20 protein-coding genes are annotated in these 21,525 nt (G+C 62.5%); 4 read left to right on the top strand and 16 right to left on the bottom strand.

What is annotated here, in order from left to right:
• Positions 1–13 precede the first annotated feature (13 nt).
• The 12 genes from nqrE to K3555_RS23965 form a co-directional block, all read right to left on the bottom strand.
• On the bottom strand, positions 14–622 hold the full coding sequence (nqrE, locus tag K3555_RS23910) for an NADH:ubiquinone reductase (Na(+)-transporting) subunit E (RefSeq protein ID WP_058284773.1): 609 nt from the start codon (positions 620–622) through the stop codon (positions 14–16).
• On the bottom strand, positions 622–1,275 hold the full coding sequence (locus K3555_RS23915) for an NADH:ubiquinone reductase (Na(+)-transporting) subunit D (RefSeq protein ID WP_134831521.1): 654 nt from the start codon (positions 1,273–1,275) through the stop codon (positions 622–624). The genes nqrE and K3555_RS23915 overlap by 1 nt, the downstream gene beginning before the upstream one ends.
• Positions 1,275–2,078 (bottom strand): Na(+)-translocating NADH-quinone reductase subunit C, encoded by an 804-nt coding sequence (locus K3555_RS23920; protein WP_259992882.1) that lies wholly within the window; start codon positions 2,076–2,078, stop codon positions 1,275–1,277. The genes K3555_RS23915 and K3555_RS23920 overlap by 1 nt, the downstream gene beginning before the upstream one ends.
• The gene (locus tag K3555_RS23925) at positions 2,071–3,279 is read right to left on the bottom strand and encodes an NADH:ubiquinone reductase (Na(+)-transporting) subunit B (protein ID WP_259992881.1); all 1,209 of its coding nucleotides are present in this window, start codon (positions 3,277–3,279) and stop codon (positions 2,071–2,073) included. The genes K3555_RS23920 and K3555_RS23925 overlap by 8 nt, the downstream gene beginning before the upstream one ends.
• Before the next feature lie 5 nt (positions 3,280–3,284).
• The gene (locus tag K3555_RS23930) at positions 3,285–4,628 is read right to left on the bottom strand and encodes a Na(+)-translocating NADH-quinone reductase subunit A (protein ID WP_260009144.1); all 1,344 of its coding nucleotides are present in this window, start codon (positions 4,626–4,628) and stop codon (positions 3,285–3,287) included.
• A gap of 403 nt (positions 4,629–5,031) precedes the next feature.
• On the bottom strand, positions 5,032–6,156 hold the full coding sequence (locus K3555_RS23935) for a mandelate racemase/muconate lactonizing enzyme family protein (RefSeq protein ID WP_260009145.1): 1,125 nt from the start codon (positions 6,154–6,156) through the stop codon (positions 5,032–5,034).
• Positions 6,153–7,247 (bottom strand): alcohol dehydrogenase family protein, encoded by a 1,095-nt coding sequence (locus K3555_RS23940; protein ID WP_260009146.1) that lies wholly within the window; start codon positions 7,245–7,247, stop codon positions 6,153–6,155. The genes K3555_RS23935 and K3555_RS23940 overlap by 4 nt, the downstream gene beginning before the upstream one ends.
• Positions 7,248–7,338: 91 nt before the next feature.
• Positions 7,339–7,578, bottom strand: a complete 240-nt coding sequence (locus K3555_RS23945; RefSeq protein ID WP_260009147.1) for a hypothetical protein — start codon at positions 7,576–7,578, stop codon at positions 7,339–7,341.
• 3 nt (positions 7,579–7,581) lie between these two features.
• Entirely contained in the window at positions 7,582–9,033 is a 1,452-nt protein-coding gene (locus tag K3555_RS23950; protein ID WP_260009148.1) for an aldehyde dehydrogenase family protein, read from the bottom strand.
• Positions 9,030–10,184 (bottom strand): aromatic ring-hydroxylating dioxygenase subunit alpha, encoded by a 1,155-nt coding sequence (locus tag K3555_RS23955; protein WP_260009150.1) that lies wholly within the window; start codon positions 10,182–10,184, stop codon positions 9,030–9,032. The genes K3555_RS23950 and K3555_RS23955 overlap by 4 nt, the downstream gene beginning before the upstream one ends.
• A 95-nt stretch (positions 10,185–10,279) precedes the next feature.
• Positions 10,280–11,194, bottom strand: a complete 915-nt coding sequence (locus K3555_RS23960) for a LysR substrate-binding domain-containing protein (protein WP_129373077.1) — start codon at positions 11,192–11,194, stop codon at positions 10,280–10,282.
• A 92-nt stretch (positions 11,195–11,286) separates the two neighbouring features.
• Entirely contained in the window at positions 11,287–12,237 is a 951-nt protein-coding gene (locus K3555_RS23965) for a GlxA family transcriptional regulator (protein WP_260009151.1), read from the bottom strand.
• A 247-nt stretch (positions 12,238–12,484) separates the two neighbouring features.
• Here K3555_RS23965 and K3555_RS23970 point away from each other — a divergent pair, with 247 nt between their 5' ends.
• From K3555_RS23970 to K3555_RS23985, 4 genes are read left to right on the top strand one after another with little or no spacing between them, the layout of a single operon-like run.
• Positions 12,485–13,195 carry a GntR family transcriptional regulator gene (locus tag K3555_RS23970; protein ID WP_260009152.1) on the top strand — a complete coding sequence of 237 codons (711 nt, stop codon included), beginning with the start codon at positions 12,485–12,487 and terminating at the stop codon, positions 13,193–13,195.
• Positions 13,196–13,205: 10 nt separating this feature from the next.
• Entirely contained in the window at positions 13,206–14,123 is a 918-nt protein-coding gene (locus tag K3555_RS23975; protein WP_260009153.1) for a dihydrodipicolinate synthase family protein, read from the top strand.
• 3 nt (positions 14,124–14,126) lie between these two features.
• Positions 14,127–15,626, top strand: a complete 1,500-nt coding sequence (locus K3555_RS23980) for an aldehyde dehydrogenase (protein ID WP_260009154.1) — start codon at positions 14,127–14,129, stop codon at positions 15,624–15,626.
• The gene (locus K3555_RS23985; RefSeq protein ID WP_260009155.1) at positions 15,623–16,963 is read left to right on the top strand and encodes an FAD-binding oxidoreductase; all 1,341 of its coding nucleotides are present in this window, start codon (positions 15,623–15,625) and stop codon (positions 16,961–16,963) included. Before K3555_RS23980 ends, K3555_RS23985 begins: the two co-directional genes overlap by 4 nt.
• A 68-nt stretch (positions 16,964–17,031) precedes the next feature.
• Here the strand turns inward: K3555_RS23985 and K3555_RS23990 are convergent, their stop codons facing one another.
• The 4 genes from K3555_RS23990 to K3555_RS24005 form a co-directional block, all read right to left on the bottom strand.
• Positions 17,032–17,766 (bottom strand): SDR family NAD(P)-dependent oxidoreductase, encoded by a 735-nt coding sequence (locus K3555_RS23990; RefSeq protein WP_260009156.1) that lies wholly within the window; start codon positions 17,764–17,766, stop codon positions 17,032–17,034.
• Positions 17,763–18,497 (bottom strand): SDR family NAD(P)-dependent oxidoreductase, encoded by a 735-nt coding sequence (locus K3555_RS23995; RefSeq protein WP_260009157.1) that lies wholly within the window; start codon positions 18,495–18,497, stop codon positions 17,763–17,765. Before K3555_RS23995 ends, K3555_RS23990 begins: the two co-directional genes overlap by 4 nt.
• Positions 18,498–18,513: 16 nt before the next feature.
• A complete protein-coding gene (locus K3555_RS24000) occupies positions 18,514–19,617 on the bottom strand; it encodes a mandelate racemase/muconate lactonizing enzyme family protein (RefSeq protein WP_260009159.1) in 1,104 nt (367 codons plus the stop codon).
• Positions 19,618–19,686: 69 nt separating this feature from the next.
• Positions 19,687–21,243: a trimethylamine methyltransferase family protein gene (locus K3555_RS24005; protein WP_260009161.1), complete on the bottom strand. Its 1,557-nt coding sequence runs from the start codon at positions 21,241–21,243 to the stop codon at positions 19,687–19,689.
• Positions 21,244–21,525: the final 282 nt, after the last annotated feature.

Here is a 21,525-nt window from a genome sequence, read left to right on the forward strand (position 1 = left end):
TTCCGCGCTCTCCTTACAGTTTGACGCCGCTGAAGGACATAAAGGCCATCGCCATCAGTCCCGCGGTGATAAAGGTGATGCCCAGGCCCTGCAGACCATCCGGCACGTCGGAATACTTCAGCTTCTCGCGCACACCGGCCATTGCAGTGATCGCCAGCGCCCAGCCAAAGCCGGAAGACAGACCATAGGTGGTTGCCTCAGCAAAGTTATAGTCGCGTTCCACCATGAACAGCGATCCGCCCAGAATGGCGCAGTTCACCGTGATCAGCGGCAGGAAGATCCCCAGCGCGTTGTACAAGGGCGGGAAATACTTATCCAGGATCATCTCCAGGATCTGCACCATTGCCGCGATCACCCCGATGTAGGAGATCAGACCAAGGAAGGTCAGATCCACATCCGGAAAGCCCGCCCAGGCCAGCGCGCCGGGTTTCAGCAGGTAGGTCAGCAGCAGGTTGTTGGCCGGCACGGTGATGGCCTGCACCACCATGACCGAAATCCCCAGCCCCAGCGCGGTCGAGATCTTTTTCGACACCGCGATGAAGGTACACATGCCCAGAAAGAAGGACAGCGCCAGGTTTTCAACAAAGATGGCCTTGACGGCGAGTGAAATCAGCCCTTCCATCAGTGCGCCTCCACGGATTGGATTTTATATTCACGCTCTTCCACCTGGTTCGGCTTCCAGGTGCGGAAGCCCCAGATCAGCAGGCCGATGACAAAGAACGCCGAGGGCGGCAGCAGCAGCAGGCCGTTCGGCACATACCAGCCGCCGTTGTTCACGGTCTCCAGAATGGTGATGCCGAACAGTGAGCCGGAGCCGAACAGCTCGCGGATCACGCCGACCAGCATCAGGATCAACCCGTAGCCCAGACCGTTGCCGATGCCGTCGATAAAGGACGCGACCGGCGGGTTTTTCATCGCAAACGCTTCGGCGCGGCCCATCACGATACAGTTGGTGATGATCAGACCGACAAAGACCGACAGGGTTTTTGAGATTTCAAACGCATAGGCCTTGAGCACCTGATCCACCAGGATCACCAGGGACGCGATGATCACCATCTGCACGATGATCCGGATCGAACCGGGGATCTGGTTGCGCAGGACCGAGATGAACATCGACGAGAACGCGGTCACAAAAGTCACCGCCAGGGTCATCACAAACGCCACCTGCAGCGACGATGTCACCGCCAGCGCCGAGCAGATGCCCAGAACCTGCAGCGTGATCGGGTTGTTGTCGACCAGCGGGTCGACCAGCATTTCCTTCTTGGTCTGCGACATCAGAAGTCTCCCGCTTGCAGGGCGGTCAGGAACGGCGCGTAGCCCTCCTCGCCCATCCAGAATTTCACCAGGTTATCCACCCCTGCCGAGGTCAGCGTCGCACCGGCCAGCGCATCAATATGGTGCTCCGGGCCAGCAGCGGTTTGCGCCTTGGCAACGGTGATCTGCAACTCGCCATCGGCGTCATGCAGCTTCTTGCCGCTCCACAGGGATTTCCAGCGCGGGTTGTCCACCTCGGCGCCGAGGCCAGGGGTTTCGCCGTGCTGATAGAACTGCAGGCCAAAAATGTCGTTGCCGTTCTCCTCAACCGCGATGAAGCCATAGAGGGTCGACCACAAGCCATAGCCGTGGATCGGCAGGATCACCTTGTCCAGGTCACCGGCTTCGTCGCGCAGCAGATAAACAGTCTTGTAGCGCGACTGGCGGCCGATGCCGGCCGGATCATTGTCCAGCGCCCGGCTCAGCTCAGGATCCTGCGCGGCGGCCAGACCGTCAAAGCTGGCAGCGTCGAACTGGTCAGTGAATTCACCGGTCTGCAGATCCAGCACCTGCGGCTCAAACGAGGCAAACGCCTCAGCCACATCGGTGCCGGGCTGATACAGACCCGCGACTTGCAGAATGTTCAGCTGCTTGTCACGCGCCTTGTTGGCCTCTTGCACCGGGCGCAAGCTGACAGCAGCAACCGACACGATCATCGAGGCAAACAGGCACAGCGTCACCGCAACGAACAGGGTCTTGCCGACCGAATCCGGAGACGCGGCGAGAAAGCGGCCGATCAGGCCTTTGCTTTGGGTATCAGCCATGGCGGCGCGCCCTCCGTTTGATGTTGGCCTGCACGACGAAGTAGTCGATCAGCGGCGCAAAGACGTTGCCGAACAGGATCGCCAGCATCATGCCTTCGGGGAAGGCCGGGTTCAGCACCCGGATCAGCACAACCATCACCCCGATCAGTGCGCCATAGATGTAGCGGCCCATGTTGGTGTGGGATGCGGACACAGGTTCCGTGACCATGAACACCAGACCAAAGGCATAGCCGCCCAGCACCAGATGCCAGTACCAGGGCATGGCAAACATCGGGTTGGTGTCGGAGCCGATCAGGTTCAGCAGCAGCGAGAACGCAATCATGCCGCCCAGACAGCCCGCGATCAGGCGCCAGTTGGCAATCTTGGTGAACAGCAGGAAGGCCAGACCGATGGCGCAGGCCACGGTCGAGGTCTCGCCAAAGCTGCCCTGAATGGTGCCATAAAACGCATCAGACCATTCGATGCCCTTCGCGGCCAGCGATTGCACGCCTTCGGCAGCGGAGACACCCAGCGCGGTGGCGCCGGAAAACCCGTCAACCGGGGTCCAGACACTGTCGCCCGACATATTGGCCGGATAGGCGAAATACAGGAACGCCCGACCCGTCAGTGCGGGGTTCAGGAAGTTCTTGCCGGTGCCGCCAAAGACTTCCTTTCCGATCACCACGCCAAAGATGATGCCCAATGCCACCTGCCACAGCGGCGCCGAGGCCGGCATGATCAGAGTGTACAGCATCGAGGTCACAAGGAAGCCCTCGTTCACCTCATGGCCGCGCACGGTGGCAAAGATCACCTCGAAAATACCGCCGGCAATCAGCGTCACCAGATAGATCGGCAGGAAATACAGGAACCCATGCGCCACATTGGCCATCGGGTTCGCCGCATCCAGCGAGATACCGAACATCTGCAGGATGGCAATCCGCCAGCCGGTGGCCGCATCCGCCCCCAGCGCGGCAATCGCCGAGTTGGCCTGATAGCCGGTGTTCCACATGCCCCACAGAATGCAGGGGATGGTGGCAATCACCACATAGGTCATGATCCGCTTCATATCGATGTATGAACGCGCGTGCGGCGCTGCGGTGGTCACGGATTTCGGGGTATACAGGAAGCTTTCCACCATTTCGTAGACGGGGAAGTACTTCTCGTACTTGCCTCCCTTCTCGAAATGCGGCTCGATCCTGTCAAAGAAGCTGCGCAATCCCATCCGGCTCAGCCCTCCTTTTCAATCTTGGCAAGGCAGTCGCGCAGCGCTTGCCCGTATTCATATTTGGCGGGGCAGGCAAAACCGACGAGGCCCATGTCCTCTTCGTCCAGCTCCAGCGCACCCAATGCCTGTGCGGTATCGGTGTCCATCACCAGCAACGCGCGCAACAGTTGTGTCGGCAGATAGTCCTGCGGCATCAGCTGCTCAAACGTGCCGGTGGGCACCATCGCGCGGCGGCCGCCGTTCAGGTTGCTGGTCAGGCTGAACAGCTTGCGGCTAAGGGCGGAGCCCAGCACCGGCTGCACCGCGTATTTGCTGCCCATGGGGCGGATCCAGCCCAGCGGGATCTGCTTGCGGTCTTCTTCCATCAGGGCAACCTGACGGGCAAAGCGGCCAAGGAAGGCAAACGAACCCGCAGCCTGACGGCCCGACAGGATCGAACCCGAGATCACCCGCACCGGGCCGTCCGCCGCAATCTCGCCGCGGGTCAGCTCATCGGTGGAGGCGCCGGTGACGGTCCGCACCAGACGGGGCTGGCGCGCAGCGGGACCAGCCAGCGCAACAACAACAGAAGGATCCAGATGGCCGGTCTGCAGCAGGCGGCCAATGGCGATCACGTCCTGATAGGATATCGTCCAAACCTCGTCGTCACCCTTCACCGGATGCAGGAAGTGGATGTGGGTGCCGGCCAGACCGCTGGGATGCGGGCCGGAGAACGCCGCAGCCTCAACCCCGGCAATATCGGTGCCCGGAATGCTGTCGCCTGCCTTTTGGCACAGATAGGTGGTGCCCTCGGTCAGCAGGGTCAGCGCTTTCAGACCTGCCGCAAAAGCCTCGCCCGCGTCATTGATGATCAGCGCAGCGTCACCGGCCAGCGGCTCGGAATCCATCGCCGTCACAAAGATCGCGCCCGGCTTGGAGCCCGGCTGCGGCATCTTGGAATAAGGACGGGTGCGGAACGCGGTCCACAGACCAGCCGCGCAAAGCTTTTCGGTCAGCCCCTCAACGCTATCGGCATTGCCAGTGGCCGAGAAATCGACACCTTTGTCTTCGGCATCGGAAACCGAAATCACCACGCTTTCCAGCACCCGGCGCGCACCGCGGTTGATCGCCACGACCTTGCCGGTCATCGGCGCCACCATCATCGCGTCTTCGGCATCCTTGTGGCAGAACAGCGGAGTTCCGCGCTGGACCTCCTCGCCTTCCTGCACCAGCATGCGGGGTTTCAAACCCAGATAATCGGGGCCCAGAACCGCCACCGAAGTGATGGCCGGGCCGGGGTGAATGACCTGCTCCGGTGCGCCTGTCACCGGCAGATCCAGCCCCTTCCTCAAGTTAAATGTCTTCATATTTGCGCTACGTCCTTGTGAGGCCGATTCCCGTGGCGGTACTTATCTGTTTCCGGCGGCGGAGACAAAGAAAACGCAAGATACGGTCGCTTTTGTCTCTTCACCAGCCGGGTCCGGCCCTGTTTGATTGCGCCTCTCGAATCAAATTTGCCGCCGAATGGCAAGGCCAGCGCCCCGCCTCTGCGCCAGATTCCTCCGTGATCGCAGCTTCTAAGCCAGAATGCCGCATTCAGGACCCGCCAATACGTCAGATGCGCCACCCGGAAGCGGCAATCGCGCGCACTGCCTGTGGACAAAACACCCCGGCCAAGCAGGGCTTGCCGGGGTGGTTCAATGTGATGGCGCTAACGTCTGCGGCAGCCCGCATGTGATTCGCGACAGACCTGTGGATTTTGTGCTGATCTCACGCTTCCCAGACCATCTCCGGCGCGCCCATCAGATCCCGGTCAACGGTGATCCCAAGCCCCGGCGCATCCGGCACCAGCACGCCGCCGTCCTGCACAGGTGCGTCGAATTCCGCGGTTTTCAGCGTCACCATATCGCGGCAGTCCAGAATGCAGCGCAGGGACCGCTCCGGCACCGTCGCGCCCAGATGTGCAATGGCGGAGAACGCGATGGCTGAGCCGACCGTGTCCTGCACACTGACCGTAGCACCGGCAGCCAGGCACATGTCCCGGTGCCGCCGCCCATGGGTCAGCCCGCCCGCCTTGGAGATCTTCAGGCCGATGCCGTCGGCCACATCCTCCGCCAGCATCAGGGCGATATCCTCATCCTGCTGCACCAGTTCATCCAGGATGATCGGCACGCTGCAACGCTTGCGCAGCGACATGGTCTCGCGCCAGGTTTTGCAGGGCGCCTCCAGCACAAAATCCAGCCCCTCCGGCAGCATCCGCAGCATCCGCAGCGCGGTCTCAGGCGTCAGCCCGCCATTGGCATCGACCAGAAAGAACTCGCCCGGCTGCCGGTCAGCCAGCGACGCGCGGATGCGTTCGGCGTCCAGTGCCGGGCCGCCCTCTCTGTCCAACGCACCGATTTTCACGGAATGCCCCAGATAGCCCATCTCGCGGTGCTGGGCGACGCGGGCGCGCATGTCCTCTGGGCTGCCCGCATAGATCGAGGAGATCACCGGCAGGCGTTTCCCGGTTGAGCCGCCCAGTAATTCGCAAACCGGCAGGTTCACCGATTTCCCGAACAGGTCCCAGCAGGCCAGATCAATTGCCGATTTGGCGTGATTGTGGCCCAGCAGCGCCTCGTCCATCGCCTCGTTGATGCGGTCCATCTGGCGCGGATCACGGCCCAGCAGATAGGGCGCAATCTCGGCAATCCCCGCCCGCGCGCCCAAGGCATGCGCGGCAATGTAAGTGGAACCAAACGGCGTGCTCTCGCCCCAGCCTTCCAGCCCGGTATCGGTGGTGATCCGCACAAAGGACGCATCAAAGCTGCGGTACTCCCGTCCGCCCGACAGCGTATAGACGCCGCCGGAATAGGGCAGATCCAGCTGATACAGCTCTATCTTCTTGATCTTCACGCCTCGGCCTCCGGGATCATCAGCACCAGCTTGCCGGTGTGTTTCTTGCTCAGGAAATCCTCCTGCGCTTTGGCGATGTCGGCCAGCGGATAGGTCTTGGCGACCAGCGGGCGGATTTCGCCTGCTTCGATATAGGAGATCAGATTGGCGAACACCTCGTCCTCCTGAAAGGTGCAGCCCATCAGGGTCAGATCTTTCAGATACAGTGTGCGCACGTCGATTTCGCTGATCGGCCCGGCGATGGCGCCAGCGGTGGCATAACGCCCGCCGCGCCGTAAAACGTCCATAAACGCAGGCCATTGCTCACCAGCGACCAGATCGACCACTACATCGACCGAGCCTTCGCCCAGTTCGCGGCGCAGATCAGCATTGCGATCCACCACACGGTCGGCGCCAAGCGCCAGCACCTCATCCGCTTTCGCAGCAGAGGACAGCGCGATCACGGTGGCGCCGCGGCGCTTGGCCAATTGCACGGCGGCAGAGCCGACGCCGCCCGACGCGCCCGAGATCAACACGGTTTCCGCGCCAAGGCCAACCCGGTGCAGCATGTTCTCAGCCGTCGAATAGGCGCAAGGGATCGAGGCCAGTTCCGCGTCGGACCAATCACAATTCACGGTGTGGGTTTCGCGTGCGGGCGCTACTGCAAACTGGGCAAAACCGCCGTCGCATTCGCTGCCGAAGGTCCAGCATTCATAGGGGCGGTAATCGACGTAAGAACGCAGCATGTTGCGCACCAGCACCCGCTCGCCGATGCGGGTGGGATCAACCCCCTCCCCCACCGCTGCGATATGCCCGCAGGCGTCCGCGCCCTGAATGCGCGGAAACTCCAGCGGTTTGCCGGACCAGCTGGCGTCATCGTCATCGACGCTGTCAAACCCGGTGGCGCCGCCCGCATTGGTGTCCGCATCCACCGCCTTGGAATACCAGCCGATACGGGTGTTGATATCGGTGTTGTTGATGCCCGCCGCCGCGATGCGGATCAGCACCTCGCCCGCCTTGGGCTGCGGCACCGGCACATCGGTGCGGTACTCCAGTTTGCCGATACCGCCGTGGCCGGTCAGCAGCACCGCAGCCATTTTGCTGGGAATCATGAGTGTCTCTCCCTGAAATAAAACTGGCCGGCCCTCCCCTGCCGGCCAAACAGGCTGCTGTCCCCGTGGGGACAACACCCTGAAACCTGTGTCACAGATCCAGCGGATGCGCCCGGCCCCGTTCCGCCAGGCGGCGGTTCAGTTCCCTGGCTTCCGGCAGGCCCGCTTCCAGCGCAAAGACAAAGGCATGGGTCAGATAGAAACAGGCGGCGTCGATATTGCCGGCCTCCTCGGCCCTGTCCCCGGCCAGCGTATACAGCCGGACCAGCTCTGCATTGTCCTTATCATCATGCGCCTGCAAAAGCGCGCGGTCGAGGTCTGCACGCTCCATCCCTCAGCCCTTCAGCGAGATCGCGATGTTCTTGGTGCGCACATAATTGTAAAGCGCCTCCAATCCCTTTTCACGGCCAAAGCCCGATTTGCCAACGCCGCCGAACGGGGTCGAGATGCCGCCCGCGAACCATTCGTTCACGAAAACCTGCCCCGCCCGCAGGCGGTTGGCGACGCGATGTGCCCGCGCCAGATCGCGGGTAAAGACACCGCCCACCAGCCCGAAATCTGTGCCATTGGCCATCGCGATGGCTTCGGCTTCGGTATCAAACGGTGTGAAGCAGGTTACGGGGCCAAAAATCTCCTCCTGCGCGACACGGGATGCTGGATCCACGTCCGCCAGAATGGTCGGCGCCATAAAGTAGCCCTCCCGCTCCAGCCGTGTCCCGCCCGAAGCCGCACGGGCACCGCTTTGGCGGGCGGTGGCCACCAGGGTTTCGATGCCGTCCAGCTGGCGCGCCGAGATCACCGGGGTGAGGCCGGGGTTTTCCAGCCCGTGGCCGACGCTGAGGCCATTTGCCAGTGCGGCGGCGCGCTCAATCGCCTCGTCATAGATCGAGCGGTGCACCAGCACCCGCGACATCGCCGAGCAGACCTGACCGGCGTTATAGAAGATGCCGCTTTGCAGGGAGGACATCAGCGTGTCGAGATTGGCGTCTTCAAACGCCACCGCAGCGGATTTTCCGCCCAGCTCCATCAGCGCGGGTGTCACCGGATTGGCCGCCGCGCGCAGGATCGCCTGACCGGTCGGAACCGAGCCGGTGAAGACGATCTGGTCGATTTGGCTGCTTTCCACCAGCCGCGCGCCAAGGTCTGCACCGATGCCGTTCAGGATCGACACAGCACCCGCCGGGACATCCGCGCGTTCCAATGCGACGCCCAGCATCGCCAGCGCCATCGGGTCCAGTTCCGGCGACTTGATAATTACCGAATTGCCCGCCGCCATCGCAGGCGCCAGCGAGCGTGCGGCAATCGACACCGGGAAGTTCCAAGGCACGATCTGGGCAGAGACGCCGTAAGGCTCATAAACCGTAAAATCAGCGTAATCCGGGCCAAGCGGGATCGACTTGCCTTCGATCTTATCGGCCATGCCGCCGTAGTATTCGAAATACTGTGCGGCCTCTTCGAATTCGTCATGGGCAGCACTCAGGCTCTTGCCGCTTTCGCGGCACAAAAGCTCTGCGCCCTCATCCGCGATGCCGCGGATTTCCGCTGCGATGCGCTGCATCAGCTGGCCGCGTTTGGCGGGCTTCATGGCCGCCAGATCGCCGCGCTCGAAACTGGCACGTGCTGCCTGCAGCGCGCGGGCCAGGCTCTCCTCGCCCGCCAGCGCGCAATCCGCCACATGGCTGCCATTGCCGGGATCCTCGACGGCGATACGTTTACCGGCGTCGCCTTCAACCCAGGCACCGGCCAGGAAATTCCTGGCCAGACCGTCGTTCAGAAAACGGCTCATGCCGCGCGGCCCTTGGTCACCTGATCGGCAACCCAGGCGTGGAAGTTGTGGGTCGGCCCGTCCATCGCGGGGGAGAAACGGCCGCCGTCGAACAGCTCACCGTGGCGGCCCTTCTGCATGCCCTCGACGACAAAGACGTCTTCCTCGAACACGGTCTTCCACAGCTTGGCGTTCTCGTCGCGCAGCTGTTCCAGGTCCGGCGTGTCGTCGGCGGATTTGGCGTAATACAGTTCGATATGCTCCACCGTGTTTTCGGTGTCGACCGGCTCAAGGATGATCGCAAAGGCATGGTCGCGCTGCACGCCCAGCAGCACGTTCGGGTAAACGGCCACATATTCGCCGCCTTCGTCCCATTTGCTGGACAGCCCCTCGAAATCCGGGAACATCTTGCCGTCTTCGCCCTTCATCTGGCGGTACACCAGGGTGCCCTGACCGGAATAATGCCCCGGCACTTCGATGTTGTAATGGTCTTCCAGCCGCGAATAGCTGTTCAGCCCCGGATGCACCCACGGCAGGTGATAGCTTTCGCAGTAGTTCTCAACCGCCAGTTTCCAGTTGGTTTTGACCTCCAGCTGAAAGCCCGAGGTTTCGCCGCCGTGATGAACCGGGGTCTCGAATTCTTTCCAGCGTTCCAGCAGGCCCGCGTGGGCGTCCTCAAACGCGGGCGCGTTGCCGTCGACATTGGCAAAGATCACGTCGCGCCAGACATAAGAACGGATGCGCACCAGGCCCAGCTCGTCCAGCTTGATGTCTTCATGTTTGTTGTTGCCGGGGCCGCCGACATGCGGGGTTGAGACCAGACGGCCGTTCAGGCCATAGCACCAGCTGTGGTAGGGGCAGCGGATGGCACCGCGGATCTTGCCGGGTTTTTCAACCAGGATCATGCCGCGGTGGCGGCAGGTGTTCTGAAACACGCCGACTTCGCCATCATTGTCGCGCACAATCAGCAGCGGCATGCCCAGAAAATCCACCGGCTTCGCATACCCCGGCTCCGGCACATCCTTGCCAAAGCCGATGCCGGACCAATTGGCAAACAGCACCGAGCGTTTCTCTTCGGCAAAGACGGCGGGGTCGATGTAATGGGCGTTCGGCAGGCCGTTGGCCACGTTGACCGGAGCCATCACCGGGGCAAGCGAGTCATGCTTGTTCATCTGGGTCTCTCCAAACCTGGGTAAAGATGTGCGCGTTGTGCGCCATTGAAAGGAGAGAGGGGATTCACTCAATATCAGAAATCTTCGCGCTGGCCTTAGCTGGATTCATCTGAGGCGTGACTCAGCTCGTCAATCACCCAATTGCGAAGCAACCGGGCGGATTCCGACATTTCTGCATCCGGGCGGCCTACCAGGTGGAACCCGTGCGGGGCTGCCAGCACATGCGGGCCGATCGGCACCAGCTGGCCCGTGGTCAGCAAAGGGTTCAGCAGGCGCTGCCATCCCAACGCCAGCCCGGTTCCGTCCTGCGCAGCCTGCAGCGCGACCGAGTAATTGTTGACCCGCACCCCCGGCGCAATCGGGCCGTCATAGCCCTGCTGCTGGAACCAGTCGGCCCAGGTGGTCCAGCTTTTGTCGTCGGATTCCAGATGCAGCAGCCGTTGCTGCGCCAGCTCCTCCAGCGGGCAGCCGGTCAGCTTTTCAGCCAATTCCCGGTTGCCCACCGGCACCAGGTGGTCGCGGTACAACTCGGTCTGCTGCAGCCTGGTGTCGCGCTCGCGCCCGTAGCGGATGTAAAAATCCACGTCGGGCATACTGCGCAGGGGCCGGTCGTTGACGATCTGATTGACGTTCACATCCGGATGCCGCCGCCAGAACCGCACCACTGAGGGCGACAGCCACAGCGACGCCACAGCCGAGGTGGACCCAATCGTCACGGTGTCGCCGGTATGGCGGTCGCGGATGGTTTTCAGGCTGAGTGAGATTTTTGAGAAGGACGTCGCCAGCGTATCAAACAACGCCTCGCCTTCCTCCGTCAGCTCCACCCCGCGGTGCTTGCGCTGAAACAGCGGCACCTGCAGTTCCGCCTCCAGCGCCTTGACCTGATGGCTGACGGCGCCGGGGGTGACAGACAGCTCCTGCGCGGCGTTCTTAAAGCTGAGATGGCGGGCAGCAGCCTCAAACGCGGCCAGGGTGGTCAGCGGCGGCAGGCTGTAATGGCGGCGGGACATCTGCGGCTCCTGGCATGCGGCTCGGATGAGAGGGCTTCATTTCAATATGAGGAAAACATCTTTGAAGGCCAGACCGGAAATTTCAGGCGCCGCTAATCGATCCGGCCCCGTTGCAGCATCGGCGTCACGTTAAAGGCCGCCTTGTACACCCTTGAAAAATGCCCCGGGCTGTCAAACCCGCAGGACAACGCCACCTCGGTCACCGAAGACTCGGTCTGGATCAGCAGATTGCGGGCGCGCTCCAGCCGCATCTCCATTGAATATTTCTTGGGCGAGGTGTTCAGATACTTGCCGAACAGCCGTTCCAGCTGGCGGGTTGAGATACCAATATCCTCGGCAATCAGCGCCGGCGAGATCGGATCGCTGATATGGTCGTGCATCATCTGGATCGCCCGCGCCAGATGCCGGTTGCGCATACCGTTGCGCGATTGCAGCGAAACCTTCTGCTCGGCGGTGGCATTGCGCACTGCGTTGTAAACCATCTGATCCGCCACCGCGACGGCCAGATCATAGCCGTGATCGCGCTCGATCAAATGCAGCATCAGATCCGCCGTGGCGGTGCCGCCCGAGGCGGTCATGTGCTTTTCATCGGCGACAAAGACGCTGCGCACCAGGTTCACCTCCGGGAAGCCCTCCATGAAACTGTCGTGGTATTCCCAGTGGATCGCCGCCTGCATGCCATCAAGGAACCCGGCCTCGGCCAGCACCCAGGCGCCGGAACATAAGGCGCCGATCCGCGTGCCGCGTGCCCGTTCGCGCCGCAAGGCTGCCAGCAGCGGCTTAGTCACATGGTTGCGCATATGGATGCCGGACAGGGCAAACAGCTGGTGGCATTTCGGGATCGCATCAAAGCCGTAATGCACCAGAGTCACCGATCCGTTGGAACAGGTCGCGGTCGCGCCGTTCTCTGATCCGAAGGACCAGTCATACAAGTCCTGCCCGCTGACCAGATTGGCGATGCGCAGGGGTTCAACCGCGCAGGAAAAGGCGAGATGCGAGAATTCCTCAACCAGAAGAAAGGCAAAATGCTGGGTGTTGGACATGGTGTGACCGCCTGACAAGAACCGCGCGGGACCGCTTTGTGCAACACAGCCCTGCGGTAGGGTCAGGCTAAGCCCCCTGCCCCGGTCACCGCAAGCCGCTGCACAGCGCAAAGCGTCCGCAAATTGCACACACCACATTCTTTCTGTGTACACAATATGTATTTTTTCTGTACAGGGCGCATGTAGTCATGCCATAGAGACCGCGAACCGAAGAATCCCACCCGCATCAGCGGCAGGAGAAATCCCCATGAAAGACGCCTCCAAGACCCGCAAGGCAGAGCTGCACAGCCGTCTCAAGGCGGCCATCATGACGCTGGAGCTGCGCCCCGGCGCTGATCTGGACGAGGCGAAACTGTCCGAGGACACCGGCCTGTCGCGCACCCCCTTGCGCGAAGTGCTGCGCCAGCTGGCAGGCGAGGGCTATGTGGATCTGCGCGAAAACCGCGGTGCCCGGGTCAGCGAGATGTCGCATATGACCCTGCGCGACTTCTTCCTGGCGGCGCCAATGATCTATGGCGCGGTGCTGCAGCTGGCTGCGAAACATGCCACCCCTGCCCAAATCGAGGTGCTGAAGGCCGCGCAGGAGGATTTCAAAGCCGCCCTGCGCAGCGGTTCCAGCGCCGAGCGGGCGATGGCCAACAACCGCTTTCACGAAGTGACCGGCGAGATGGCGGACAACATCTATCTGCTGCCCTCGTTTCAGCGGCTGCTGATTGACCACGCCCGCATTTCGATGACCTTTTACCGTCCGCAAAGCCCCGAGATGGCCGAAAACGTCTCGGAAGCCAGCGCCCAGCACGATGCCATCATTGCCGCGATTGAGACGGGCGACGAGGCAGCGGCAGCCCAGCTGGCGATTGATCACTGGAACCTGTCACGCGACCGGATCGAACTGTTTGTCATGCCTGCCGGACTTGATGTGCCGCTGGGCACTGTCGCACGCAAAACCCATGCATAGAGGACCCCGAATGACCCCCCTGTTTAGTTTCAATGGGATCTACACCCCCGTGGTGACCCCCCATTTCGAGGATGGCAGCGTCAATTGGGACGCGCTGGCCGAGGTGATCGAATATCTGGTTGAAAACGGCGTGCATGGCCTGATCTCCGGCGGCTCGACCGGTGAAAACTATGCCCAGACCGTCGAGGAACGGCTGGAGCTGGCAAAGTTCACCCATGAACGGCTCAAAGGCCGCCTGCCGCTGGTTGTTGGCACTGGCGCGATGCTGACCAGCGACTCCATCGCCCTGGCCGCAGGTGCCAAAGAAATCGGGGCAGACAGTATCCTGCTGGCCTCGCCGCCCTATTCGGTCCCGACCGACCGCGAAAACGCGCTGAATGCGCTGGCCATCGACAAGGCCGCCGATCTGCCGGTGATGCTGTACAACTACCCGCACCGCACCGGCACCATGATGGGCGAGGAGTTCCTGGACCGCGTCGGCCGCAGCCGCAACTTCTGCGGCATCAAGGAAAGCTCGGGCGATATCAACCGGGTGCACCTGCTGGCGCGGGACTATCCGCATATCCAGCTGGGCTGCGGCATGGACGATCAGGCGCTGGAATTCTTTGCCTGGGGCGCGCCGTTCTGGGTCTGCGGCGGGTCGAACTTCCTGCCTGCGGAACATGTGGCGCTGTATAACGCCTGCGTGGTGGAGGGCAATTACACCAAGGGCCGCCGCATCATGTCGGCAATGATGCCGTTGATGCATGTGCTGGAACAGGGCGGCAAGTTCATCCAGACCATCAAACACGGCGTCACCCTGAACGGCATTGCGGCCGGCGCCATGCGCGCACCGCTGAAAGGGCTGAACAAGGACGACAAACGCGCATTGGAACAGGTTGTGCGGGTACTGAAACAGAAAATTGCCGACATTCAGGCGGAGGGCTGAGCCATGACATTGCTGACCCAGGACGAATACAAATCCATCGCCGCAGGGCTGGCCCTGCCCACCGGCGCCTTCATCGACGGTAAATTCCGCCCGGCGGCCTCGGGCAACACGTTCGAGACCGTGAACCCGGCAACCGGTGAAAAACTGGCCGATATCGCGGCCTGCGGCGCCGAGGACGTTGATTTCGCGGTTGAAAAGTCCCGCGCTGCCTTTGACGACGGGCGCTGGTCGCGCCTGCACCCGTCGGAGCGCAAGGACGTGCTGATCCGGCTGGCCAAACTGATGACCCGCAACGCGCGGGAACTGGCGGTGATGGAAAGCGTCGACAGCGGCAAGACCATCTATGACTGCGAAACCGTCGATGTGCCGGAGACCATCCACTGCATCAAATGGCACGCCGAGGCGATCGACAAGATCTATGATCAGGTGGCGCCTGCCTCGGACGACCACATCGCCATGGTGGTGCGTGAACCCATCGGCGTGGTCGGCCTGGTGCTGCCGTGGAACTTCCCGCTCTTGATGCTGGCCTGGAAGATCGGCCCGGCGCTGGCGGCAGGCTGCTCGGTGGTGGTGAAACCTGCGGCGGAGACCACCCTGACCGCGCTGCGCCTGGCGGAACTGGCGATGGAGGCGGGCCTGCCGCGCGGTGTTTTGAACATCGTGCCCGGCGGCGGCGCCGATGTGGGCGAACCCATCGGGCGGCACATGAACATCGACATGGTGTCCTTCACCGGCTCCACCGTGACCGGCAAGCGGTTCCTGTCTTATTCGGCGGAAAGCAACGCCAAGGAAGTGGTGCTGGAGATGGGCGGCAAGAACCCGGCCATTGTCATGGACGACGCCGAAAACCTGGACCGGGTTGCCGCCCATGTGGTCAACGGGGCCTTTTGGAACATGGGTGAGAACTGCTCGGCCTCCTCGCGCCTGATCGTGCATAAGGACGTGAAGGGTGAACTGCTGGAGCGGATTGCGCATCACGCCAAGCAGTGGAACATCGGCGATCCGCTGGACCCGGAGGTCCGCATGGGCGCGCTGGTCTCAGCGGCGCATTTCGACAAGGTCTGCGGCTATCTGGATCAGGCGGAAAACGTGGTGCTGGGCGGCAAGGCGCATGATGGTGCCTTTGTTGAGGCCACCGTGGTCGAGGTGCCCGGCAATGATGCGGTTCTGGCGCGCGAGGAGATCTTTGGCCCGGTGCTGTCGGTGATTGAGGTCTCAGGTTTCGACGAGGCGATCCAGATCGCCAATGACACCGATTACGGCCTCTGCGCCTCGATCTTCACCGCCAATGCCAAACGCGCCATCCGCGGTGCGCGGGCCATCCGTGCGGGCACCGTGACGGTGAACAGCTTTGGCGAGGGCGATATCACCACGCCCTTCGGCGGTTACAAGCAATCTGGTTTCGGCGGCCGCGACAACTCGGTTCATGCCCATGACCAGTACACCCAGCTGAAAACCATCTGGATCGATCTGGCCGACGACGCAGATGAGGCGGTGGATTGAGCACATACACCGCCAAACGCCTGCCCCGGCAGACCGCAGCGGCGGGATGGAATGCCATCCTGCCGCCGCAGGCCCCCTTGCCGGTGCTGGACCGGGATCTGACCGCCGATGTGACCATCATCGGCGGCGGATTTGCCGGCCTGTCCGCCGCCCGCCGCCTGCATCAGCTGGACCCGTCCCTGAAGGTCGCGGTGCTGGAAGCCGGTAAATTCGCCGAAGGCTCTGCCGGGCGCAATTCCGGCTTTATGATCGACCTGCCGCATGATCTGGCCTCGGACAATTACGCAGGCGACGCGCTGGAGGCCGACCGTGCCGCCATTGCCCTGAACCGCCAGGCCATCGCCTTTGCCAAGGGCGTCGCTGAGGATTGCGCCTTACCGCAGGAGATCTTTGATCCTGCAGGCAAGATCAACGCCGCCGCCACCCGCGCCGGTGACAAGCACAACCGCGACTTTGCTGCCCATCTGGAGCGGCTGGGCGAGCCGCACACACTTTACTCGCAAGCGGAAATGCAGGAGCGGACAGGCAGCCCGCATTACACATCCGGCCTTTATGCGCCGGGCACGGTGATGATCCAGCCCGCGGGCTATATCCGGGCCTTGTCGGCGCATCTGGCCGGGCAAATCAGCGTCTTTGAAAACACCCCCGCCACGGGGTTTGAAAAACAGGGTAATGGCTGGCTGGTTTCCACCCCCAAGGGGTGTATCAGCACCGGCAGGATCATTCTGGCCAACAACGGCCATCTGGAAAGCTTCGGCTTTTTCCAGCGCCGCCTGATGCATATCTGCCTTTATGCCTCGATGACCAAACGCCTGACACCGGAACAAATTGCCCGGCTGGGCGGCGCGGCGCGCTGGTCGGTGACGCCATCGGACCCGGTCGGCACCTCGGTGCGGCGGATTTCCGGCTCATACGGTGACCGCATCCTGATCCGCACCTGCGCCAGTTTTCACCCGACTATCGAGACTAGCCGGATGCGCCTGCGCAACGCCGGCTGGGTGCATGACCGCAAGTTCCGCGAACGCTTCTCGCATCTGGGGGATGTGCAGATGGAGCACCGCTGGGCCGGGATGCTATGCCTTAGCCGCAACGGGTCTGCGGCGTTTGGCGAGCTGGACCAGGGTGTCTTTTCCGCCTGCTGCCAGAACGGCCTCGGCATTGCCCGCGGCACCCAGCAGGGCATGGGGGCGGCTGAACTGCTGCTGCAGGGCGGATCGGAGATTGCCAGCCATTTTCTGGCCCAGCCGGAACCGCCGAGGCTGCCGCCGGAACCCTTTGCCTCGCTTGGGGCGAACACCTATCTTATGTGGAAAGAATGGCGGTCCGGGAAGGAATAGAGTGCTGGGGGCGCTGCCCCCGGCCTGCGGCCTCCCCCGGGGTATTTCAGACCAGAAAGAAGCGGCTGTCAGGGCAGGCTCAGCTTGGCCATCCGGCCGCCATCGACGGTATAGACCTGTCCGGTAATAAAGCCCGCATCCTCTGACGCCAGGAAGGCCACCAGCGCTGCCACTTCTTCCGGCTTGCCGGTGCGGGCAACCGGGTGGATGCCGGCAATATCGCGGCGGAAAGCCTGTGGATCAGGCATCCCTTCGATGAAGTCCATGTTGAGATCCGTGTCGATCCAGCCCGGCGCCACCGCATTGCAGCGGATGCCCTCGTGCCCGTGGTCCACCGCCACCGCGCGGGTGAGGCCGTGCAGCCCGGCCTTGGACGCGCAATAGGCCGCATGGCCCGGATTGCTGCCCAGCCCCTCGATCGATCCGGTGTTGACGATGCTGCCGCGGGACTTACGCAAAAAGGGAAGCGCCGCCTGGATCATCAGGAAGGGCGCGGTCAGGTTCACGGTCAGATTGCGCTGCCAATCGGCGAGGGTCATGTCCTCGACCCGGGCCTCCTGCATCATGCCCGCATTGTTGACCAGCACATCCAGCCCCCCTGCCCTGCTGGCAACCTCCGCTACCACCTGCGCAGGGCTGTCCGGGTCGGTGAAATCCGCCGGGATCGCCTCGAACTCCGCATCCTTGCCGCGCTGTGCGGTGAACACCCGCGCGCCCTCGTTGCGCAGACGGCGGGCGATGGCCTGGCCGATACCGCTGCGGCCGCCGGTGACCAGCGCAACCTTATCCTGAAACCGCTTCATGACACCGGTTTCCCGCCGTTGACCTCAACCAGCGCGCCGCACATGTAGCGCGCCGCGTCGGAGGCCAGAAACATCACCACATCGGCGATATCTTCTGCTTCGGCGATCCGGCCCAGCGGCACCGATTTGCCCAGCTCCGCCACTGCGCTGTCGGGATCAAAGCCGCGCTTGGCAAAGCCTGTGCGCAGCATCGGCGTGTTGACCTCATTCGGGCAGACCGCATTGATGCGGATGCCCTGATGGGCATGATCCATCCCCATGCACTGCGTCAGCGAGGCAATTGCCGCCTTGGTCATGCAGTAAAGCGCGTGGTTCGGCCCCGGCGCCTTGCCGCCCCAGCAGGACGCGGTGTTGACGATGGCGCCGCCGCCGGTTTCCGCCATCAGCGGGATTGCGGCGCGGCAGATCCGGAAAGGGGCCTGCACATTCACGCCCATCGACAGATCCCAGTCGGCGTCGGATGTTTCTGTCACCGGGCCGCGGGTGATGACGCCTGCGTTGTTGATGACGATATCAAGCCCGCCAAGCGCATCGAGTGCTGCCTGCGGCAGCGCGTCCGCGTAACCCGCGTCCAGCAGATCGCCCGGCAGATGCGCTTCGGCCTCAATGCTGCTGGTGTCGCGGTCGGCCACCGCCACTTTGGCGCCCGCGGCCCGCAGGCGCTGAACGATGGCGGCGCCGATGCCGCCGGCCGCACCGGTGACCAGAGCGTGTTTTCCCTGAAATTCCATTGTCGTCTTTCTCCAATCAGAAGGATGCAACCGGCGCGCCGAACAGGCTTTGGTCCGGAGTGATGCCCAGACCGGGACCTTGCGGCAGTGCTATGTGGCCGCCGTCCAGCCGGATGCCGTTTTCTGTGTCGTAATGGCCGTCGATGTAGGGGGCCGCCAGCCAGACACCCTCCATCAGGTCCGGACGCACCGTTGCCCCGATATGGGTGCAGGCGGCGGCCAGAATATCGCCGCCCCAAGCATCATCGCAGGTGTGCGGAATCTGGTTTGCCTCGCAGATATCGCGGAACGCGCGCATGTTCTGCAGACCGCCGATGCGGGTCGCCTTCATGCCAAAGCCATCCGCCTGCCCGCAGCCGATTGCCTCGGTCACGATGGCGAGATCTTCGGAGGATTCATCCATGTACAGCGGGTGGCACAGCAAGGACCGCAGTTTCCTGAACTCCTGAAGGGTCTGGCAAGGCTGTTCGATGATCAGTGGAATACTGCTGCAGCCCCGGCTGACGAACTGCGCATCCCTCAGTGTCCAGCCGCGGTTGGCATCCAGCGCCAGCCGCATGCCGCTGCCCTGGATCTGCTCCCAGACCTTGTGCGCCACGGCAATGTCAACCTCCGGATCGCGCCCGCCCGCCTTGACCTGAAGGCGGCCGAACCCTTCAGCGCGCTTTTCACGGGCAATGCGGGCGGCTTCCTCCGGCGTCTCGATCCCGATGGCGTAATAAGACGGCACCCGGTCCGTGACCGCACCGCCCAGAAGATCCGCAACCCGCAACCCCAGATTCTTGCCCAACACGTCATGCAACGCGATATCAACCGCAGCCTTTGCATAGGAATGCCCCATCAGAAGCGCGTTCATCCGCCGGTTCATCGTCAACGGCTGGCAGTCCGTTCCGATCAGACCCGGCGCCATTTCCATCAGCGCCGCGCGCGCGCCCTGGGCATGCGCTTTGTCATAGACCGGACCCAGCGGACAGGTCTCGCCCCAGCCTTCCAACCCGTTGTCCGCTACCAGTTTCACCAGCGTTGTGTCCAGCGACCAGACCTCGGCATTGGCCATGGTGTAGGGGCCGTTCTTCACCGGCAGATCATGCTGATAGATATGGATTTCCGCGATTTTCATATGTTTGCCCTGTTGAAAAAAAAAGGCCCGCCCACTCATCGCGGGGGCGGGCCAGTCGGGGGGAGGAAATCAGTAGCTTTGGTTCAGCTCATCCGCAGCGGGGATTTCGCGTTCACGCCGGGCGATGTAGTCGAGCAGTTCTTCGTTCTTTGCCTCGTCCAGCTTCGGCTCCTGGTATTCCGACAGCAGCTTGCGTGCGCGGGTCAGGGCACGTTCGGTGATCTCGACGCTGCCCTCGGCCTGCCATTGCTCGATTGAGTTGTTGTCGAACATCTCCGGCATGAAAAACGCCTCCTGGAAGTTCTCCTGGGTGTGCGGATGGCCCAGGTAATGGCCGCCGGGGCCGACATCGGGCACCGCCGAGAGCGCCTGATCAAAGTCGTGCCACTTGGGACCTTCCGCCATCCGGTAGGCCATCGCGCATTGCTCGGCGTCGACGATGAACTTGGCGACGGAACAATGCATCCCGGCCTCGTTCCAGCCCGCCGAGTGCCAGATGTAATTGGCGCCCGCATGCATCACCGCTTGCAGGGTGGTGGCTGACTCGTAACCGGCCTGCGCGTCGAATGTCTTGGCGCCGCCCAGCGTGTTGGAGGTCCGCCACGGCACGCCATAGTACCGCGCCATCTGGCCGATCATGAAGTTCATCAGGCTGATTTCCGGCGTCCCCGCCATCGGCGCGCCGGATTTCATCGAAACAGTCGACAGGTAATGGCCATAGATCGCCGGTGCGCCCTTACGGATTACTTGCGTGTAGGCCAGCGCGCTCAGCGCTTCGGCGTTCAGCTGCGCCACGGTCGCCGGGACTGATGCGGGCGTATTGGCGCCGCCCAGCACAAAAGGCGAGCACAGCACTGGCTGATTGCGGCGGCAAAAGGCGCGCATGGCGCCCAGCATGGTTTCGTCCCAGACCAACGGTGAGTTGCCGTTGCAGTTGCCGGTGGTGACCGGGTTCTGGTCGATGAAATCCTCACCGAACAGGATCGCGCACATGTCCAGTACATCCTCGGCGTTCTTGGGCGACGTGGTCATGCCCATAAACGTCTTGTCAGAGTGTTTCATCGACGAATAGGTGATCCGCAGATGCCGTTGGCTGATCGGATGATCATAGGGTTCGACAATATGATGCGCCGAGGAATGCAAGCTGGGCATCATATGCGCCAGCTTGTGGAACATCGCCAGGTCGTTCATCATCGGGTTGCGGCGCACATCATCCAGGTCGCGCAGGAACGGCGCCCCGGTCATCGGCACAAAGATCGAATGCTTGCCGCCCAGGCGCACGTTCTTTTGCGGGTCGCGGGCGTGATAGGTGAAATCGCTGGGGATCGTCGCGATCAGCTCCCGCACCAGCCCGCGGTCCAGATAGACCAGTTCCCCCTCCACTTTGGCGCCGGCGCGTTTCCAGTCCTCCAGCGCAATCGGGTCGCGGAACTGGACGCCCACGTTTTCCAGGATATCCATCGACGCTTTGTCGATCATCTCAACCTGGGCGCCGTCCATCACCTCGCACAGGGGGATATTGCGGGTAAGGCCCGGCAGCATGTCGAATTTCGGGGCGGTGCGCAGGGCGCGGCGGGCAGTGCGGCCGCCGGAGCGCGAACGGGTCACAGTGGCTTGCTCAGTCATGGCAGGGGTCTCCTTTGACGGAGAGTTTTTCTGAAATTTCCGGGCTTCACCTGCAGGATTACGAAATGCGATTGCAAAAACCGACACTCTGCCCGGCGGAAGCGGCCAGGAGGCTGCTGCCTTGCTCTGCAGCGGATTCTTCAACCCTGTCAGACCGCAAATTAGAGCCTAATCAACGCCTGTTCGGGCCAAAACCGGGGGAATCTCCGATCTGCCGCGACTCAGCCTATGCGCCTTTTGCGGATCATGCACATAGAGGGCAGGATAGCACGCTTTTCCCTG

The organism is Leisingera sp. M527, assembly GCF_025141525.1.
GTDB lineage: Bacteria > Pseudomonadota > Alphaproteobacteria > Rhodobacterales > Rhodobacteraceae > Leisingera.

What these genes read in the sequence shown, in the direction of transcription:
- K3555_RS23990 (WP_260009156.1), bottom strand. Translation starts at nt 17,766, where the DNA reads ATGAAGCGGTTTCAGGATAAGGTTGCGCTGGTCACCGGCGGCCGCAGC.
- K3555_RS23920 (WP_259992882.1), bottom strand. Translation starts at nt 2,078, where the DNA reads ATGGCTGATACCCAAAGCAAAGGCCTGATCGGCCGCTTTCTCGCCGCG.
- K3555_RS23975 (WP_260009153.1), top strand. Translation starts at nt 13,206, where the DNA reads ATGACCCCCCTGTTTAGTTTCAATGGGATCTACACCCCCGTGGTGACC.
- K3555_RS23925 (WP_259992881.1), bottom strand. Translation starts at nt 3,279, where the DNA reads ATGGGATTGCGCAGCTTCTTTGACAGGATCGAGCCGCATTTCGAGAAG.
- K3555_RS23940 (WP_260009146.1), bottom strand. Translation starts at nt 7,247, where the DNA reads ATGATTCCCAGCAAAATGGCTGCGGTGCTGCTGACCGGCCACGGCGGT.
- K3555_RS23970 (WP_260009152.1), top strand. Translation starts at nt 12,485, where the DNA reads ATGAAAGACGCCTCCAAGACCCGCAAGGCAGAGCTGCACAGCCGTCTC.
- K3555_RS23980 (WP_260009154.1), top strand. Translation starts at nt 14,127, where the DNA reads ATGACATTGCTGACCCAGGACGAATACAAATCCATCGCCGCAGGGCTG.
- K3555_RS23915 (WP_134831521.1), bottom strand. Translation starts at nt 1,275, where the DNA reads ATGTCGCAGACCAAGAAGGAAATGCTGGTCGACCCGCTGGTCGACAAC.
- K3555_RS23995 (WP_260009157.1), bottom strand. Translation starts at nt 18,497, where the DNA reads ATGGAATTTCAGGGAAAACACGCTCTGGTCACCGGTGCGGCCGGCGGC.
- K3555_RS23930 (WP_260009144.1), bottom strand. Translation starts at nt 4,628, where the DNA reads ATGAAGACATTTAACTTGAGGAAGGGGCTGGATCTGCCGGTGACAGGC.
- K3555_RS23955 (WP_260009150.1), bottom strand. Translation starts at nt 10,184, where the DNA reads ATGAACAAGCATGACTCGCTTGCCCCGGTGATGGCTCCGGTCAACGTG.
- K3555_RS24005 (WP_260009161.1), bottom strand. Translation starts at nt 21,243, where the DNA reads ATGACTGAGCAAGCCACTGTGACCCGTTCGCGCTCCGGCGGCCGCACT.
- K3555_RS23945 (WP_260009147.1), bottom strand. Translation starts at nt 7,578, where the DNA reads ATGGAGCGTGCAGACCTCGACCGCGCGCTTTTGCAGGCGCATGATGAT.
- nqrE (WP_058284773.1), bottom strand. Translation starts at nt 622, where the DNA reads ATGGAAGGGCTGATTTCACTCGCCGTCAAGGCCATCTTTGTTGAAAAC.
- K3555_RS23960 (WP_129373077.1), bottom strand. Translation starts at nt 11,194, where the DNA reads ATGTCCCGCCGCCATTACAGCCTGCCGCCGCTGACCACCCTGGCCGCG.
- K3555_RS24000 (WP_260009159.1), bottom strand. Translation starts at nt 19,617, where the DNA reads ATGAAAATCGCGGAAATCCATATCTATCAGCATGATCTGCCGGTGAAG.
- K3555_RS23950 (WP_260009148.1), bottom strand. Translation starts at nt 9,033, where the DNA reads ATGAGCCGTTTTCTGAACGACGGTCTGGCCAGGAATTTCCTGGCCGGT.
- K3555_RS23965 (WP_260009151.1), bottom strand. Translation starts at nt 12,237, where the DNA reads ATGTCCAACACCCAGCATTTTGCCTTTCTTCTGGTTGAGGAATTCTCG.